We start from the raw sequence: 17,375 nt of genomic DNA on the forward strand, positions 1-17,375 counted from the left end.
CAGCTAAGTATATAAAGTATAAAATAATACTTTATATACTTAAGATTAGTGAAATTTTGCCGCAGACTAGAATGGCACGCTTGTTAATCGCAAAGCCCTGATATAACAAGATTTTTGAGTGTGGGGAGGGTGGGGAGAAAGAGGAGAAATTGAATAACTGCACATCAATGAACGCTGCATTGCCCTATATTCACAGAGCGATGGCAACTCTTGGAGACGCTCCGCGAACGCTCGCCGCAGGAACCGCACTACGACAAATGGCGATCGCTCGTTCAAAATCATTAGTACCAATCGAAATATGCGAGAGAATGCTGGGATTGTTATCCATGTCGGAATCCTCTATCAGTTGAGGTGGATGTGGATGTGCCAGAGAGTCGATCGGTGATTTGCTGCACCCGAACACAACTTGATCAAACGATTGGATTATAACAGTACTAAAGTACTAAGCCGACTTGTCTTCTTTTGCCTTTTGTTAAGTTACAAGTTCACCCTGTTAGAAGATTTTTTATTTCTTTTTCAACGGCATCATGGATGCCTGGCGCTTTAAACTGTTGTAAACCCTTAGCCGGACTGAATGTTAGGTTGAACTTCGCGCAACCGACGTTCCAGAAAACGACGCTCACTGTCATTTGTCACTAATTCTAGTGCCCGTGTATAGCTCTGGGTCGCTTCCTCTAATTCTCCAACACGCCGGAATAAATCTGCACGGGTGGCATGAAAGAGATGATAGCTGTCCAGTTCTGGAGCAAGGCTATCAATCAGTCCAAATGCGGCTTGAGGACTGTCTACCATTGCGATCGCCACTGCTCGGTTCAAGGTGACAATGGGTGAGGGCTGCAAGCGTTCCAACACCTCATAGAGCCGCACGATCTGCGCCCAGTCTGTTTCTTCGGCGCGGGTTGCCTGACAATGGAGGGCGGCGATCGCCGCTTGCAGGGCATACACTCCGGTTCCAAAGAGCAACGCTTCCTCTACCAGAGGTAACGCTTCAGCAATCTGTAGATGGTTCCAACGACTGCGATCCTGATCTTCTAGCAAAATCAAATCGCCTGCCTCATCTAGACGCGCATTGCGCCGCGAATCGTGCAATAACATCAGTGCCACCAGTGCTGTGACTTCAGATGGGGGTTGGGGTGCTAGCAATTGCCGCACCAGTTGCCCCAAGCGAATCGCTTCGATGCAGAGGTCAGCCCGCACGATCGCATCTCCTTTGGTTGCGGCATAGCCTTCGTTGAAGATGAGATAGATGACTGTCAGGACTGCCTCTATCCGGGGAGCGAGATCAGTCGTCTCAGGTACTTTGTAAGGAATGCCTGCGTCTCGAATTTTGCGTTTAGCACGAACTAACCGCTGTGCCATTGTTGCAGTCGGTATAAGAAAAGCGCGGGCAATTTCGTCGGTTTCCAGTCCACCCAACATTCGGAGGGTCAACGCTACTTGAGTTTCCGTTGCCAGTGCCGGGTGACAGCAGGTAAAGATTAATCGCAGGCGATCGTCTTCAATTTCATCACTGTCATAGGTTGGTTCTTCAGTGGATGGAATTAAGCCAGATGCCGCATACCACTCCAGTTTTTCGGTCAGTTTCGTGCGTCGTCGGAGGTGATCGATCGCCTTGTACCGGGCAGTTCGGATAATCCAGGCACGGGGACGATCGGGAATACCGTCGCTTTCCCACTGATTCACTGCCGCTGTAAATGCTGCCTGTGCAGCTTCTTCAGCTACATCAAAATCTCCGACCAGCCGAATCAGAATAGCAACAATGCGCCCCCATTCAGTTCGATAAAGGGCAGCAATTGCTTGAGCCACATCTGTTTTTGGGATTGAAGCCATACCTTTGACAAAAAGATATAAAGAATTTTGGGCAAGGTGTCGATTTGAGCAATTGCCGTTCGACTAACTGATAAAGGGAGATAAGTTCAATTGTACTAGACAAAATTTTTGCACTCAGGTGTCGATTTGGACAATTCCCGTTCGACTTAATCACAAAGGAGGCAAGCAACCGAATGAAATATTTGCTGCTGATTTATATGGACGAAAACGCCATGAGCGACACCGAGCGGGAGCATTGCTATGGGGAATCTGCCCAACTCGCCCAAGACTTGCATACTCAAGGACAATTTCTGGCGACGGCTCCACTCCATCCTGTTGCAACCGCAACCAGTGTCCAAGTCCGTGATGGCAAATCACTCGTGACCGATGGACCATTTGCCGAAACCCGCGAACAATTGGGTGGATTCTTCCTCGTTAATGCTCAGGATTTGGATGAAGCCATTGCGATCGCCACCCGCATCCCAGGTGCAAAAGTCGGCACCGTCGAAATCCGTCCTGTCATCGAAGTTGCGGGACTACCAGCACAGCCCTGACCAAGCCCCGTTGGGGCGGGGTATAGGGTGTGGGGTGTAGTGAATATTTAGCCCCAACAACACTCTTGGTTACAAGCCCCGTATGAGTCAAGACGATAGCATTGGTGGGGGTTCAAGCCCGGATCAATGCAGTCTTCCCTACACCCCACACCCTTCTTGTTGACCGTCCTTAACCGCTTGAACTCAAGGAGAACCCTCATGCAAAACAATTCCAAAATCACTCCCTGTTTATGGTTTGATGATCAAGCCGAAGCCGCCGCTCAGCTTTATACGTCGATTTTTCGCAATTCCAAAATTGTCCACGTCAGTCGATATGGAGACGCTGGACAGGAAATTCACGGAAAACCAGCCGGAGCCGTCATGACTGTCAGCTTTGAACTTGATGGTCAGCCGTTCACAGCACTCAACGGTGGTCCGACCTTCAAATTTAACGAGGCGATTTCCTTCCAAATCTTTTGCGATACCCAGGCGGACGTGGACGATTACTGGCAAAAATTGTCTGCCGGTGGGGATGAAACCGCACAGCAATGCGGCTGGCTCAAAGACAAATACGGTGTCTCCTGGCAAATTATTCCTCGCATTCTGATTGAGTTACTCAACCACCCCGACGCGGCAACCTCTCAAAAAGTGACCACTACCATGCTGCAAATGAAGAAGATCGAGATTGATGAACTCAAGCGTGTCGCTGCTGATTAGCGGTTCCTTCGGAGTTGCGCTTTGCGCTAATCAGCACACCCAACCCCTCGCAATCTAACTCAAAACCATTCAACAGGAGATTTCACAATGAAAGTCATGGTCTTTGTCAAAGCAACCCAAGACTCTGAAACTGGGGTCATGCCGAGCGAACAGCTTTTAACTGAAATGGGGCAGTACAACGAAGAATTAGCTAGGGCAGGTATCTTGCTCGCCGCTGAGGGGTTTCATCCTAGCTCAAAAGGGGTGCGAGTTCACTTTTCCCGAACCGATCGCACCGTCACCCAAGGACCTTTCACTCCAGCGCCGGAGCTAGTGGCAGGGTACTGGCTGTGGCAGGTGAACTCAATGGAAGAGGCAGTTGCTTGGGTCAAGCGCTGCCCTAACCCTATGCCAGGAGACTCCGAGATTGAGATTCGTCCCGTATTCGAGGCAGAGGATTTTGGTGAAGTCCTGACACCCGCCTTAAGGGAGCAGTCAGACCGCATTCGCGCTCAACTTGAAACGCAGCAGCAAGAGTAACGTCATCAACAACCGCGCAAATGATGTTTATATGCGAACGATCCGCTCATCAAAACGCAGAATCGATTACAAAAGGAGAAATCAATGAAACTCAATTCTTACCTGATGTTCAACGGCAACTGTGAGGCAGCGTTCAAGTTCTATGAACAATGTCTGGGTGGCAAGATGACTATGATGATGACACACAAAGAAGCACCTTCCGCCGAAAATGTCTCACCGGAATGGCAAGACAAAATCATGCACGCTTGCCTTGAACTAGATGATCGCCTCCTGATGGGATCTGACTGCCCACCAGGATACTTTGAAACCCCGCAAGGTTTCTACGTACAAATTAGCGTTCCCCAAATCGCTGAGGCAGAACGGCTTTTTCACGCTCTAGCAGAAAACGGCAAGGTGAAGATGGCGATCGCGCAAACGTTCTGGTCATCGCGCTTTGGCATGTTGATCGATCAGTTTGGGACACCGTGGATGATCAACTGCGAACAAACCATCTGAGCCGAATGGCACGCTTGAAAAGCTGAAACCTCCTTGCTGCCAGGGTGTGGGAGGACGGGGAAGAAGTCTTACCCCCACACTCAAAATCTTGTTATATCAGGGCTTTGCGATTAACAAGCGTGCCATTCCCATCTGAGCCTATACCAACATCTGTCATTCGTCCTTTGTCCTTTGTAAATAGCCACTGACCACTGACCAACAACAAGATGAAAGATATTTGCACATCACTGAGGTTGATTCATGAAACTCTATGAATTTGCTCCCACGCGATCAATTCGAGTTCGCTGGGTTCTCCAGGAACTTGGGGTGGAATTTGAAGCAATCTCCATCAACATACGGGCAGGTGAACACCGTACACCCGATTTTCTCACCATCAATCCCACTGGCAAGCTCCCTGTACTCATCGATGGCGAACATATCATCACTGAATCCGTAGCCATTGCTTTGTACCTCGGTGAGAAGTACCCAGAATCTAACCTGGTACCTACAGACTTGCTTCTGCGAGCACAACTTTATCGTTGGCTCCTCTTTACTGCCACCGAATTGGAACAGCCGCTATGGCGTATCGCTCGCCACACGTTTATATACCCAGAAGAGTTGAGATTGCCTGCTGAAATACCTCTCGCTCGGCAAGACTTCACCAGTATGGCTGTCGTTTTAGAGAGCCATCTGTTGGATCGGCAGTTTGTAGTGGGTGAACACGTCACAGTGGCTGATTTTGTGCTTGCTTACACACTGGATTGGGCGAATGAAGTTCAGCTACTCGCCACTTTCCCCACGCTGCTGGACTACATGGAACGAATGTACAAACGACCAAAGGCATCTGGGCGAATCGCAGCTGCACTTGCAAGTCTCAATCACAATGATTCACAAAAGGAGATAACCCAATAAAACCCAACCAAGCTGAACAAACCTCACCCATGCCTGCTCAACCGCAAAAAGAACATCAGTGGCTCCAGAAACTCGTCGGTCAGTGGACGTATGAAATCGAAGCGATGATGGAACCCGATCAACCTCCCGTAAAATCAACGGGAACAGAGACTGTGCGTTGCCTTGGGCACAGCGAAAGCTGCTCACTGGCTAGACTTTGGGTATTGGCAAAAGGGCAGGGCGAAATGCCTGGCTGTGGTTCTGTAACAACGCTAATGACCCTGGGCTACGACCCACAAAAACAGCGGTATATGGGCACCTGGATCGGGTCAATGATGACGTATCTTTGGCAATATGATGGTGAATTGGATCAGGGGAAACCATGCTAACGCTCAACTCTGATGGATCTGCTATGGCGGATGACGAGAAAATAGGAAAATACAACTATTGCTGATTTATCATCTAAATCTATATCTACGTTAGATTCTGAAAGTATTTCCGAGATATCTGTATTTTCTAGGAACAGTTCGTACCATTCTTGAAATGTTTCGGGACTAAATAGTTTTCTCGTTTCTTCAAATGAAATTTTCTCCCATCCAGCATCTGTAACTATTTCGTTACCAGTCTTTGTAGCAAACAGATTTTCTTCTTCTACCATCCAATGGAAGGAATGGATGGTTAAGAGTTCTCGCCATTAGGAACAGCGTTGAGAAACTTATCATGTGAGAAAGGCACAATCTTAGTAGTAGATGACGAAGCCAGCATCCGCCGGATTTTACAGATACGTCTAGAAATGATTGGCTACAGTGTAGTGACAGCTAGTGATGGTGAAGAAGCTTTGTCAGCTTTTCGCCTGTTGACCCCTGATTTGATAGTTCTGAAAGTCCCCTCTCTCTTCATACTCTTGTTTTGGCGAAGGTATTGTGACATAAGACATCATTTGTTTGTGTGGGCAAGTAGGAAACTCATTAAACTATCTAAAATGCGATCGCGTGACAATGGCATCATTTCTTTGCCATAGAGCATTTCCTGCACCATCACATAGGATACCAGCGAACCAAAAAAGATTTGTGCTGTTGCTTCTGGGTCACTAATGCCTAATTCTGGATGAGAAGCTAAATACTGGCTTAGTAATAGCCGTCCACGTTGAATCACTGTTTGAGTATATAATTTTGCTAATTCTGGAAAGCGTTGCGACTCGGTAATAATCAAGCGGAATAGTGCTAAGTATTCAGGATTCTCGGCAACTTTCGTCAGATAGGTTTCAGCAATTTCACGCAATAAAATCGTTGGCTCACCATGCAAATCTTCTGTACAAAAAATCCCTTGGAAACTAGCAATTGTTACCCTTTCGATCAACGCCTTAAATAGTCCTTCTTTATCTTGAAAGTGACTGTATATTGTCTGCTTAGATACTCCAGCTTCCGCACTTACCCGATCCATACTGGTTCCAGCATAGCCATCTATCAAGAATACCTGCATGGCTCCTTGTAAAATTTGCTCCTGTTTTTGAGTCATGGCTCTTAAACGAGATAAAGTTTCAGGTTGGGAACCAGAGGTTTTGGGCATATTTGACGTAAATTTTTTTACATATTTCTTGTCTCTTGGAGAATCATACCATACAGTCTAGTATGATAATTCCAGTAAATGTTTAATGATAAAAATATAGGGTGGTATCATGACTCAGACTGCCTCAACATCTCCAGAAGGGATTATAAATGTTCCAGTGCCACCATCTAAGCAGAAACGGAAGAAACCGATTTTGTTATTAGGGTTGCTGGTTATAGCAAGTGGTATCAGTTATTTTCTGTGGCATAGTCAACAACAAGGAGCAGCAAATGTACTGAAGGTGAGTGGAAGGATTGAGGGTTACGAAACTGAGATTGGGGTGAAGCGTTCGGGAAGAATTGTTTCAATTGCAGTTCGGGAAGGGGCAGCAGTAAAAAAGGGGCAAGAATTAATCAAGTTGGATGACAGTAACGACCAACTGCTACAAGAACAACTGCGGGGTGCTGAAGCTAGGGTTGCATCTGCTCAATCTGATGAACAGCAAGCAATTTCCGATGCTACTCAAGTGGAAAGTGGGATTGAACAAATTGATAGCCAAATCAGTGAAGCAAAACTTAATTTTCACCAATCCCAAGGAGATACCCAAGGACGAGTTCAACAGGCACTATCTAACGTAGCGGCAGCCAAGGCACAATTATTACAAGCGCAGGCACAGACAAAGCAGGCACTAGCAGAAGTAAAATTAGCGGAAATGAATCGCGATCGCTATGCCAAACTGGTCAAAGACGGGGCTATTAATCAACAACAATTTGACCAAGCACAAACCACCTTTGACACGGCAGTAGCCACCCTAGAAGCACGAAAAGCAGCAGTAAATGCTGGGCAAGAACAATTACGCGCTGTTGTCGGGGCATTAACCCAAGCGAAAACTACAAGTTTCAATCCTGGTATTCGCAATGCCCAAATAGAAGCGTTAAACAGAAAAAAAGATCAGAGTTTTGCTCAACTAAAATCTGCCCAAGCAAAGGTAAAATCTGCTCAGGCCAAAGTCAAAGATGCCTTAGCATCAAAACAGCAAATCCTGACCCAAATAGAAGACTCGAAAAAAGATTTAAATGTTGTTAGTCCTTTGGATGGGGTAGTAACTGCCCGTAGTGCAGAGATCGGGACTGTAGTTAGCAGTCAAACCAAGATTTTGACAGTAGTTGATCCCAAAACAGTATATTTGCGAGGTTTTATTCCCGAAGGCGATATTGGGAAAGTGCGTTTAGGACAAACAACCAAAATCTTTCTTGATTCTGCGCCGGAAAAACCCCTCATGGGCAAAGTTATTTCTGTTGATCCTCAAGCCTCTTTTACCCCAGAGAATATCTACTTCCAAAAAGATCGGGTCAGACAAGTAGTAGGGGTGCGGATTCAGTTAGAAAACCCTTCTGGCTGCTTTAACCCAGAAAACCCCTACTCTGGTGCAGATTTGCCCTGTGCCAAAATTGGAATGCCAGCAGATGTAGAGATTGCGTTGCAGGGTAAAGAGGTCGGCAAATGAAATTATCAACTCCTAAACCACCACAATTATCTAGTCACTCAACCACTACTATTAAAGTTAGTAATTTACATAAACATTATGGACAACTAATCGCTGTCCGGGGAATTGATTTTACTGTCAATCAGGGTGAGATGTTTGGGTTAATTGGCCCTGATGGTGCTGGTAAAACTACTACCTTTCACATCTTAGGCGGGGTGATGGAAGCGACGGCGGGAGAAGTGCAAGTATTGGGTCAGCCGGCAAGAGATGCACGTTTAAGGACGGGATATCTCACACAACAGTTTTCCTTGTACTTGGATCTCAGTATTGATGAAAACTTGCGTTATGCGGCGGGATTGCGCCAAGTGAGTGATAATTTATTGCGGGAACGCCGCCAGAAATACTTAAAATTAATGAGTTTGGAACAGTTTGGCGATCGCTTGGCGGGTCAACTTTCCGGCGGGATGAAACAAAAGCTGGCGCTGTGTTGTGCCTTGGTTTCCCAACCGGAAGTGCTGTTATTAGATGAACCTACCACAGGGGTTGATCCAGTTTCCCGACGGGAATTTTGGGATGTATTAGCAGAACTTTCTGCCGATGGGATGACCATTGTTGTCGCCACACCTTATCTAGATGAAGCTGAACGCTGCGATCGCGTCGCACTGATGTATAGTGGTCAGATTCACGAAATTGGTACACCGGCAGCATTACGCGCCAATTTAGGCTTACATCGCCTAGAAGTCAGAACAGCAAATCTAGAGATAGCCGAGAAACTTCTCTTGCAGAATGTGCAGACAAATATAGTCGATGTGCAGACATTTGGCGATCGTTTGGATGTTCTCGTTCAAGATGTAACTCTCGGTGAAACCCAGGTAAATCAACTACTACAACAGCATCACCCCAGTATTGAACGTGGCGAACCCACCTTAGAAAACGTCTTTGTCACCCGTCTACGACAACAAGGTTCAGCACCAGCGTTTTTGTCCTTTCCTCGTTCTCGTGGGGGAAATAGGCAACAATTCAAACCTCAAAATTCTTCTGAGCAAATCGCTATTTACGCCCACAATCTCAACCGTGTATTTGGTAACTTCCAGGCAGTCAAAAACGTTAATGTCGAAGTCCGCTATGGCGAAATATTCGGGCTTTTAGGTGCAAATGGAGCCGGAAAAACAACTACTATCAAAATGCTGTGTGGATTACTAGCAGCTAGTGGCGGGGAAATTTCCCTTGGTGGTGAAACAGGAAATCTGCGTAGTCGTGACTTACGGCGACGTATAGGTTATATGAGCCAGAAATTCACTCTTTACGACGATCTGACAATTCTGCAAAACCTAGAATTTTATAGCGGGATTTACAGCGTACCCCGCAAACTTAGGCGAGAAAAGATTGATTGGGTAATTGCTACCTGTGGCTTAGAGGGACAAGAACAGATGCTTACCGGACAATTACCCGGTGGTTGGAAGCAGCGAGTAGCTTTTGGCGCTTCTGTAATGCACGAACCAGATATTTTATTTCTCGATGAACCGACATCCGGGGTAGATCCTTTAGCCCGTCGTCAGTTTTGGAAGCTAATTAATGACTTTGCTCGCAATGGTACAGCTATTTTGGTGACCACGCACTATTTAGAAGAAGCTGAACAGTGTAACCGTATGAGTTTTATGGTAGCCGGAGAAATTGCCGCCGAAGGTTCACCTAGTTATATCAAAGCTTCTCAACCAGGACAACTTATAAAGATTATTGTGAACCAAAATCAAGCCGCCTCCAAGATACTTAAACAACATCTTGATTCGTGGCGTGTCTCGATTTTTGCCGATAGTTTACACGTTGTTCTGGATCACCCGGAAGCAGAAATTCCCGAAATAACTCAGCTTTTAAAATCCGCACACATGACTATTGAATCTCTGCGTCCCATTCCTTTCTCTTTGGAAGATGCTTTTATTGGTATCGTTGAACGTGCGGTAGGGGATTAGGAACATGAAAACTGAGAATAAATAATGAAAAGAATTTTTTCCCAATGTGTGAAGGAGATAGCGCAATTTCGGCGCGATCGCTTAACTTTAGGTTTAGCATTTTTATTACCATTTTTGACTTTATTAATTTTTGGATTTGCGATTCGTTTAGAAAGTAAAGATATTCCTCTGATTGTCCAAGATTTTGACCGTACAAACCTGAGTAGCAGCTATATTGAGCGGTTGTATGCCACCAATCAATTTGTACCTAAACAATGGTCAGGTGGTAATCCGGCACGGGATGCAATTGACAGGGGTATTGCTAAAGCCGCAGTAATTATTCCTCCCCAATTTAGCCGAGATATTCAAGCGGGTAGAAATGCAAAGGTACAAGTATTAATCGATGCCACAGATGTTAATAACGCTCGTGTAATTAGAGGTAGCATTCAAAGAGTAACTAATTTTTTCATGCAAGACCAAGGACTACTACCAGATAAAAGTATTATTACACCGCGAATCCGTTTGTGGTTTAACCCTGGTAGATTGGAGTCGCTGTACATTGTGCCAGGAACTTATGGTGTAGTATTGTGGATTTTCCCCTCATTGCTAACCGCGATCGCAATGGTGCGTGAAAAAGAAAAAGGTACAATTCTACAAGTTTATGCTTCTAGCATTAGTGCAACCGAACTTTTACTTGGAAAAGGACTAGCTTACCTACTAATTGCGATTACAGAAGCTTTAGTAGTCATAGGATTAGGATCAATAATTTTTCAGCTCGGCGTAATTAGTAACCCGATTACTTTATTAATAGGAACTCTACTATTTTTAATAGATAGTGTTTCCTTTGGTTTACTTATAGGTGTACGCACTAATAATCAAAATTCCGCAGTGCAAATTGTTTCTCTTGTCGGTTTTATTACATCTTTATTGCTGTCTGGTTTTATTTATCCCCTCAGTAATATTCCTTTCCCCCTTTCACTAACGCCTAACATATTTCCTGCCCGTTATTACATTGATATCACCCGTGATGCTTTTGTGCGTGGTACAGGATGGACAGGCGTTTGGTTTGACTTACTCATGCTTGCAATTTTAGGATTTGTATTTTTCAACGTAGCGCGTCGGCTTTTAAGTCGAATGCAAATTAGTCAATAGTCATTGGTCATTGGTCATTAGTCATTAGTCATTAGTCATTGGTCATTGGTAGTTAGTTATCAGCCTTAATCATATATGAAATATATTTTGCAATTATTTGATAGTCCATTGTGGTCATTAGTTCGTAAAGAAATTAATCAAATTCTGCGAAACAGGCAATTGATTGTTTTATTAATTGTGCCACCAACAGTACAATTATTGCTTTACGGATTCGCACTTAACCCGGATGTCCATAATTTACGACTGGGTGTAATTGACTATGCCAATATCTCCACCAGTCGGGAACTAGTTTCAGCAATGACATCCAATCACACTTTTAACTTAGAAAGTGTTCCAACAAGTGAAAAAGATTTAAGCCGCCAAGTAGAAGAAGGTAAATTAGATGTAGGACTAATAATTCCACCAGATTTTCCGCGCCAACTAGCCAAAAAATCAGCAGAAATTCAAGTATTTATCGATGGAGTGAATGCAAATACAGCCGGAATTGCTGCTAACTATGTTAATCAGATTATCCAACAATATAATTTCAGTTTGGTACAGGGTCAAGTCAGTCCGCCAGTATCAACCGAAGTCGTTTTTCTTTACAATCCTGGACTTACTAGTAGCTGGTTTTTCGTACCAGGAGTTATGGGTTTAGTCCTGACATTAATCGGTACATTAGTATCAGCAGTAACCGTTGTGCGCGAGAAAGATACAGGAACTTTAGAGCAATTGTTAATGACTCCCTCTAGCAACTGGGAAATTTTATTAGCTAAAATTATCCCGTTGGCATTCCTACTCATGGGAGATGTACTACTAGCTTTAACCTTGGGAACAGTCGTATTTAGCCTACCCTTTCGTGGAAGTTTCCTGCTCTTTCTTACTTTATCAAGTATGTATGTATTTGTGGGAATTAGTTTGGGCATTATGTTGGCAACTCTTTGCGGTTCTCAACAACAAGTATTACTCACATCTTTTTTTATAAATTTACCAATGATTCAAACTTCTGGAGCAACATCTCCTATTGAATCCATGCCTCCTTTATTTCAATTCCTCTCTTTATTTAATCCACTTCGTCATTACATTACTATTGTTAGAGGTATTTTACTCAAAGGAGTTGGTTTAGATGTGCTGTGGTTAAATGTGTTAGCATTACTTGGTTTTGCTATTGTTCTATTAACTATTAGTGTTAACAAGTTTCGGAATCAGCTAAGTTAAACAATACAGCAGATTGTGCTTTAATCGAATACACGTAGAGACGTAAAATTTTACGTCTCTACAAGGTTTTGGGTTTTATATATGTACTCCATTTACCTGAAAATATCACAAGCAACTTGCCGGACATGCGAAGAATTTTTACATACTGTAATTGGGTTCCTCGAGGCAGCTAAAGTTTAATTGTCTTAAACACTACACCCTACCCCGAACACCCTGCCCTAGCAAGGTTTCACGTTTTCTTAGTGACATTCATATCTACCCCAATGGGCAAGGTACTGCAATGTTATATCCTTGTGCATAATCAATTCCTAGTGCTGTAATTCGCTCTAAAATCGCGTCATTCTCGACAAACTCAGCAATCGTCTGAATACCCATCACACTGCTAATTTGCGTGATTGCTGTGACGATCGCATTATCCACAGGATTCTCAATGATGTTACGAATAAAGCTGCCGTCAATTTTGAGGTAATCTATAGGCAGAGACTTGAGATAAGTAAACGACGACATCCCCACCCCAAAATCGTCCAGCGCAAAGCGACAGCCCATGCGTTGAAGTGACTGAATAAACTGCTTGGCTTTGAGCAGGTTAGCGATCGCCACAGTCTCGGTAATCTCAAAGCAAATGCGCTGGGGTGAGATGGGGTATAAGGTAAACTGCTCATACAGGAAATTAATGAACTGCTCGTCGTTGATGCTAGAGCCAGAAAGGTTAATCGCATAGATGCTTTGTTCATCGCTAACGAAACTTGACCAATTCCTGAACAGAGTACTAATCACCCAGCGATCGATCAGGTGCATCAAGTTGTAGCGTTCTGCTGCTGGAATAAACGCCATCGGCAGCACTAAATTTCCCTGCTCATTCCGTAGCCGCAACAGCACTTCATAATGGTCGCACTTTTCAGCCACCGGGGCGATCGCGGCAATCCTTTGAACATAGAGACAAAACCAATCACTTTCCAAAGCTTGAGAAATGCGGTTGGCCCACTGCATCTGGTCGCGCTGTTGCAGCCGCTCCTGGTCGTCAGCCTGAGCAACATAGACGCGATTGCGCCCTCGGTTCTTCGCAGTATAGCAAGCTGCGTCAGCCGTGCTGATAACCTCTGCAAGGCTCTCGGTACTCTTGTCGATACTGACTAAGCCAATACTGACTCCAATTGAGAATACCTGCTCTTGCCAAACAAACCGGAACTGTTGAACACAATCAAGCAGCTCGTTGACAATTCGTAAAGCTTGCTCTAGCGTACACTGATTGAGTAATAGACCAAATTCATCGCCCCCGAAGCGTCCGAGTGTGTCAGCTTTGCGAATCTTCTCCTGCAATAGCAGAGTAATTTGACGCAGTAATTCGTCCCCAGCCTGATGACCACAGGTATCATTGACAATTTTGAAGTGATCGAGATCCATATAGCACAATGCATGAACCTGGTAGTCTATCTTGGCAAGGTATAATGCTTGTTCAAGCTGCCGCTCAAATTCCTGGCGATTCACCAATCCGGTTAAGGGATCATGGCTTGCCTGCCAGGATAGCTGACGCGAAAGTGTGCGCTTCTGAGTCACGTCATGAAACACCATAACCGCGCCAATAACTTGTCCCTGACGATTGCGAATGGGCGCGGCTGAATCTTGAATCGCAATCTCTTTATCTCTTTCAGTAATTAAGACGGTATGGTTTGCTAAATTTACAATTCGATTTTCCCGTAACGCTTGCTCAATTGGGTTCAGAACTTTCTCCCGTGTCGTTTCATGCACAATTCTAAAGACTTTTTCTAACAGCAAACCTTGTGCGGATGCTTGGCTACATCCGATCAGAGATTCTGCAACCGGATTAAAGTATTGAATCCTGCCAAACGCATCTGTGGTAATAACTGCATCTCCAATCGATTGCAACGTCACCTGAGCTAATTCTTTTTCTTGAAAAAGTGTTTCTTCGATTTCCTTGAGGGCTGTAATATCGCGTCCCACCGTTTGAAATTCTATAAAACATCCTTGCTCGTCAAACAGCATCCGGTTATGCCACTGAGTCCAACGCACCTCCGAAGCCACAACCACGCGATTCTCAATGATGACCACAGGATTATCAGCACTCATTGAAGCTATTAATTGAGCAACTTGCTCCCGATCTGGCTCAAAGATAATCGGTTGATAGCGGCTGCCAATCAGTTCCTCTAGCGATCGCCCAAAATAAAGTGCAAAAGCTTGGTTGACAAACGTGATTGCGCCGTCTGGTAAATATCGGGCAATGAATTCAGTCTGATCTTCTACAATGCCACGGTAGCGAATCTCGCTTTGTTTGAGAGCTACTTCTGCTCGTTGGCGTTCTTTTTCCATAAGCTTCTTGGGGCTGATATCCGTAACTCGCACCAAATTCATCACTCGGTCAGCAACCCTGATTTGCTTGATTGCCATGTTTCCCCAAAAGTAATTGCCCTGCTTGGTAAGGTATTCAATTTCGTAATTCCACAATCCTTGCTGGTTAATTTCTTCGACGATGGTGGTTAGTTGATCAGAAGTAAACTGCTCTTTTTGTAAAGTTTGACCTTCAATACCAATGAGTTCAGCTTTACTTGAGGCTGCAAATAGTTCTACTGCGCGATTATTACAGTCAATAGTCAGTAAGGTTTCTATATCTACCAAAAAGAGCGCATCAGCAGATCCGTTAAAGACAGCTTCTAGCAAATCGCGGCTCTTGGTGATTTCTAACTCGCTTTCTTTACGTTCTGTAATATCTAGAATAGCTCCATACAGTCTAATAGTCTTACCATGAGTATCATAAGCTACCTCTACTCTTAACTCCAGGTGGCGCAATGAGCCATCAGGTCGGACAATGCGATATTCAAGATTGAAAGGGATTCCCTTGGCGATCGCCTGTAGTAGATGCCTCTGCAACACTGGTCGGTCTTCTGGGTGAAGCATCTGGAGAAAAATAGCCTGCGTCGGTACTGATTCAGCAGGATTTAGACCGAAAATGCGGAAGGTTTCGGCTGACCAAATTTGTTTTTGAGACTCTAAGTACCATTCCCAACTGCCCAGATGGGCAATCTTTTGAGCAGTAGCTAGCAGCCTTTCACTGCGTCGGAGTTCTTCGTCAGCTTGTTTGCGTTCATTGAGTGCGGCTTGCCGTTCTGTAACATCTTGGGTAGTCCCATAGAGGCGAATTACTTTTCCATCTGCGTTGAATTCTGCATGTCCAATCCCTTCAATATAAGTAGTAAACCCGTAAGTTGGAGATGCCCGCAGAATGAGTTTGTATGATTCGCCAGTTGACATTGCCCGCTCAGTAGCTTGGGCTAATTTTCCTGCGTCTTCTGGGCAGTACAGTTGCAGATTTTCTTGGTAGTTCGGCTCAAGAAGTGCGGGATCTCGATTAAAAAGGTCGAACAGCTGCTTTGACCAGGTAATTTTGCTAGTGGCAATATCAAATTCCCAATTACCGAGACGAGCAACTCGCTGAGATTCTTCTAATAAGGCTTCACTCTTGCGTAGTGTTTCTTCAGTACATTTGAGGTCGGTGACATCCACTACCAGCCCATCCCAAACCACACGACCATCCTGCAACTGACGTGGCGTAGAACGAAAATGGAACCATTTCAGCCGAGCGCTCGGCGTTTGGATTCGCAGTTGTATATCAAATACCGAGAGATTCTGCCGAGATTCCTCGACTGCTGCCAACAGGAGTGGTACATCCTCTGGAATAAACTGGCGATAGAGCAAACTTGAATCTTTCACTATATCTTCTGCGCTGACTTCCGTCAATCTTTCAATCCCTGCGCTGATGTACTCAAAGCGATCGCTACCATCGAATTCGCGGATTACCTTATAAATTGCCCCATTGGGCAGATTATCGCCAATTCGCCGCAACATCGCTTCCCGCTCTTGTAGTGCGAGTTCTGCCTGTCTACGTATGCTGATTTCCCGCTCCAGTTCTCGATTGGCTACCTCCAGTTGTGCAGGGCTGGGGAGAGCAAGTGCTTTTGGTATCAAAGGTATAAGTTCAGAAGCTGTGTACAGTGAAACTATGGCTGTAATAGCTTTGATGCACCCACTCAACCAATAAGTTGGGTACCACAGTGTCCAAATGTCCATCAGGTGGGTAGTACCGCAAGTAACAATAAATGCTGCAAATAGCAGAAATATCCAGTTGAAGGGCAAATCTTGGCGCTTGCGGACAAAATAAAGTAGCGTCAGCGGAATGGAATAATAAGAAAGCGCTATTAAACTGTCGGATACAATATGCAACCCCACTAATTCTGGTTTCCAAAGATAGCAATGACCGTGGGGAATAAACTGTTTATAAGCAAGAAGGCTTTTCCAAAATTCCAGCATCAAGTTGTCTAAACTTAAACTATTGTATCGTTGTTAAATATACTTAATTTTTGTCCGAAATTCTTACAATATTAGACAGTAAAATATAAATAACTATAATTACAATTGTTAGTATTTATGCTTAAAATATTTATAAAGTTTAAGAACTCGTGGCTCCTAAGTGAAATTTCATTGCAGACTAATTGAAAATCTACTTGTGTAACCCTGATTCTTTCGTGGTCCCAGAGCGATCGCTATAATCAAAGTTTTGCTTCAAAGCCTTGTGCGGTAATGAATTGGGAGGTTTTATGTCCATTTTGTGGAAAATTTCATTTAGTCTGCGAATTTAGGGGGAATTTTTCACTTAGTCTGCAAAAAAATTTCATTTAGTCTGCAAACCCACAATGTGATCGCTGACTGAGCATATTGGCAACGAAAATAGAAACTATTGCGCTGTCGATGACTTTTGGTTATCCCTGGTATCGCTTGTAATGCGTAGCTCAACCAATACACAGATGAAGTGCTAACTTCTAGTTATAATTACCCGTAAATTATTATAGGCACAATTAACTATAGCTTTGACCATTTAATGAAATTCAAAATTCTGTTAGGAAGAATAAGAATAATTTTGAATTAATTAATTCGCTTGGTTCTTGCCCCGAATGGCACTAAGAAAAGGGAAAATCGTTGAGGCAGCAGGGGTGCAGAGGAGCCCAGGTGCAGGGGAGAAAGAATAAATTTTAGGCATTGCGTTCAGATATTTAGAAATTCCCCTCTGCTCCCCTGCTCCCCTGCTCC

The 17,375-nt window shown here is 44.4% G+C and carries 15 protein-coding genes and 1 pseudogene; 11 read left to right on the top strand and 5 right to left on the bottom strand.

Translation table 11 applies throughout. The annotated features are described in order from the left end of the window. Positions 1–190: 190 nt before the first annotated feature. Positions 191–328, bottom strand: a complete 138-nt coding sequence (locus GNF10_RS38035) for a hypothetical protein (protein WP_221643560.1) — start codon at positions 326–328, stop codon at positions 191–193. A gap of 233 nt (positions 329–561) precedes the next feature. Continuing rightward, entirely contained in the window at positions 562–1,830 is a 1,269-nt protein-coding gene (locus GNF10_RS26725; RefSeq protein WP_185586375.1) for an RNA polymerase sigma factor, read from the bottom strand. A 173-nt stretch (positions 1,831–2,003) separates the two neighbouring features. On the opposite strand from GNF10_RS26725, the gene GNF10_RS26730 reads away from it, so the two are divergent. The 6 genes from GNF10_RS26730 (at position 2,004) to GNF10_RS26755 (ending at position 5,332) form a co-directional block, all read left to right on the top strand. After that, positions 2,004–2,363 (top strand): YciI family protein, encoded by a 360-nt coding sequence (locus GNF10_RS26730; protein WP_012408899.1) that lies wholly within the window; start codon positions 2,004–2,006, stop codon positions 2,361–2,363. Positions 2,364–2,561: 198 nt separating this feature from the next. After that, positions 2,562–3,059 (top strand): VOC family protein, encoded by a 498-nt coding sequence (locus GNF10_RS26735; RefSeq protein WP_185586374.1) that lies wholly within the window; start codon positions 2,562–2,564, stop codon positions 3,057–3,059. Between the two features lie 87 nt (positions 3,060–3,146). After that, the gene (locus GNF10_RS26740; protein ID WP_185586373.1) at positions 3,147–3,578 is read left to right on the top strand and encodes a YciI family protein; all 432 of its coding nucleotides are present in this window, start codon (positions 3,147–3,149) and stop codon (positions 3,576–3,578) included. A gap of 84 nt (positions 3,579–3,662) precedes the next feature. Then, positions 3,663–4,073, top strand: a complete 411-nt coding sequence (locus GNF10_RS26745; RefSeq protein WP_185586372.1) for a VOC family protein — start codon at positions 3,663–3,665, stop codon at positions 4,071–4,073. 240 nt (positions 4,074–4,313) lie between these two features. Next, positions 4,314–4,964 carry a glutathione S-transferase family protein gene (locus GNF10_RS26750; protein ID WP_185586371.1) on the top strand — a complete coding sequence of 217 codons (651 nt, stop codon included), beginning with the start codon at positions 4,314–4,316 and terminating at the stop codon, positions 4,962–4,964. Between the two features lie 29 nt (positions 4,965–4,993). Beyond that, positions 4,994–5,332: a DUF1579 domain-containing protein gene (locus tag GNF10_RS26755; protein WP_221643561.1), complete on the top strand. Its 339-nt coding sequence runs from the start codon at positions 4,994–4,996 to the stop codon at positions 5,330–5,332. Here GNF10_RS26755 and GNF10_RS26760 read toward each other — a convergent pair. Further along, the gene (locus GNF10_RS26760) at positions 5,329–5,601 is read right to left on the bottom strand and encodes a hypothetical protein (RefSeq protein WP_185586376.1); all 273 of its coding nucleotides are present in this window, start codon (positions 5,599–5,601) and stop codon (positions 5,329–5,331) included. The genes GNF10_RS26755 and GNF10_RS26760 overlap by 4 nt on opposite strands. A 48-nt stretch (positions 5,602–5,649) precedes the next feature. Here GNF10_RS26760 and GNF10_RS26765 point away from each other — a divergent pair. Beyond that, positions 5,650–5,823: pseudogene (locus tag GNF10_RS26765) on the top strand (response regulator); the annotation flags it as partial. A gap of 56 nt (positions 5,824–5,879) precedes the next feature. Here the strand turns inward: GNF10_RS26765 and GNF10_RS26770 are convergent. Next, positions 5,880–6,512 (bottom strand): TetR/AcrR family transcriptional regulator, encoded by a 633-nt coding sequence (locus GNF10_RS26770; RefSeq protein ID WP_185586370.1) that lies wholly within the window; start codon positions 6,510–6,512, stop codon positions 5,880–5,882. 109 nt (positions 6,513–6,621) lie between these two features. Here GNF10_RS26770 and GNF10_RS26775 point away from each other — a divergent pair, with 109 nt between their 5' ends. From GNF10_RS26775 to GNF10_RS26790, 4 genes are all read left to right on the top strand, one after another. After that, the gene (locus GNF10_RS26775; protein WP_185586369.1) at positions 6,622–7,998 is read left to right on the top strand and encodes an HlyD family secretion protein; all 1,377 of its coding nucleotides are present in this window, start codon (positions 6,622–6,624) and stop codon (positions 7,996–7,998) included. Next, positions 7,995–9,947, top strand: coding sequence for an ATP-binding cassette domain-containing protein (locus tag GNF10_RS26780; RefSeq protein WP_185586368.1), 1,953 nt, complete (start codon positions 7,995–7,997; stop codon positions 9,945–9,947). Before GNF10_RS26775 ends, GNF10_RS26780 begins: the two co-directional genes overlap by 4 nt. Before the next feature lie 24 nt (positions 9,948–9,971). Further along, on the top strand, positions 9,972–11,078 hold the full coding sequence (locus GNF10_RS26785; RefSeq protein WP_185592407.1) for an ABC transporter permease: 1,107 nt from the start codon (positions 9,972–9,974) through the stop codon (positions 11,076–11,078). Positions 11,079–11,153: 75 nt separating this feature from the next. Continuing rightward, positions 11,154–12,275: an ABC transporter permease gene (locus GNF10_RS26790; RefSeq protein ID WP_185607274.1), complete on the top strand. Its 1,122-nt coding sequence runs from the start codon at positions 11,154–11,156 to the stop codon at positions 12,273–12,275. Positions 12,276–12,530: 255 nt separating this feature from the next. Here the strand turns inward: GNF10_RS26790 and GNF10_RS26795 are convergent, their stop codons facing one another. Beyond that, positions 12,531–16,598 carry a bifunctional diguanylate cyclase/phosphodiesterase gene (locus GNF10_RS26795; protein ID WP_185581597.1) on the bottom strand — a complete coding sequence of 1,356 codons (4,068 nt, stop codon included), beginning with the start codon at positions 16,596–16,598 and terminating at the stop codon, positions 12,531–12,533. Positions 16,599–17,375: the final 777 nt, after the last annotated feature.

This window comes from Nostoc sp. UCD121, assembly GCF_014222285.1.
Lineage (GTDB): Bacteria > Cyanobacteriota > Cyanobacteriia > Cyanobacteriales > Nostocaceae > Nostoc.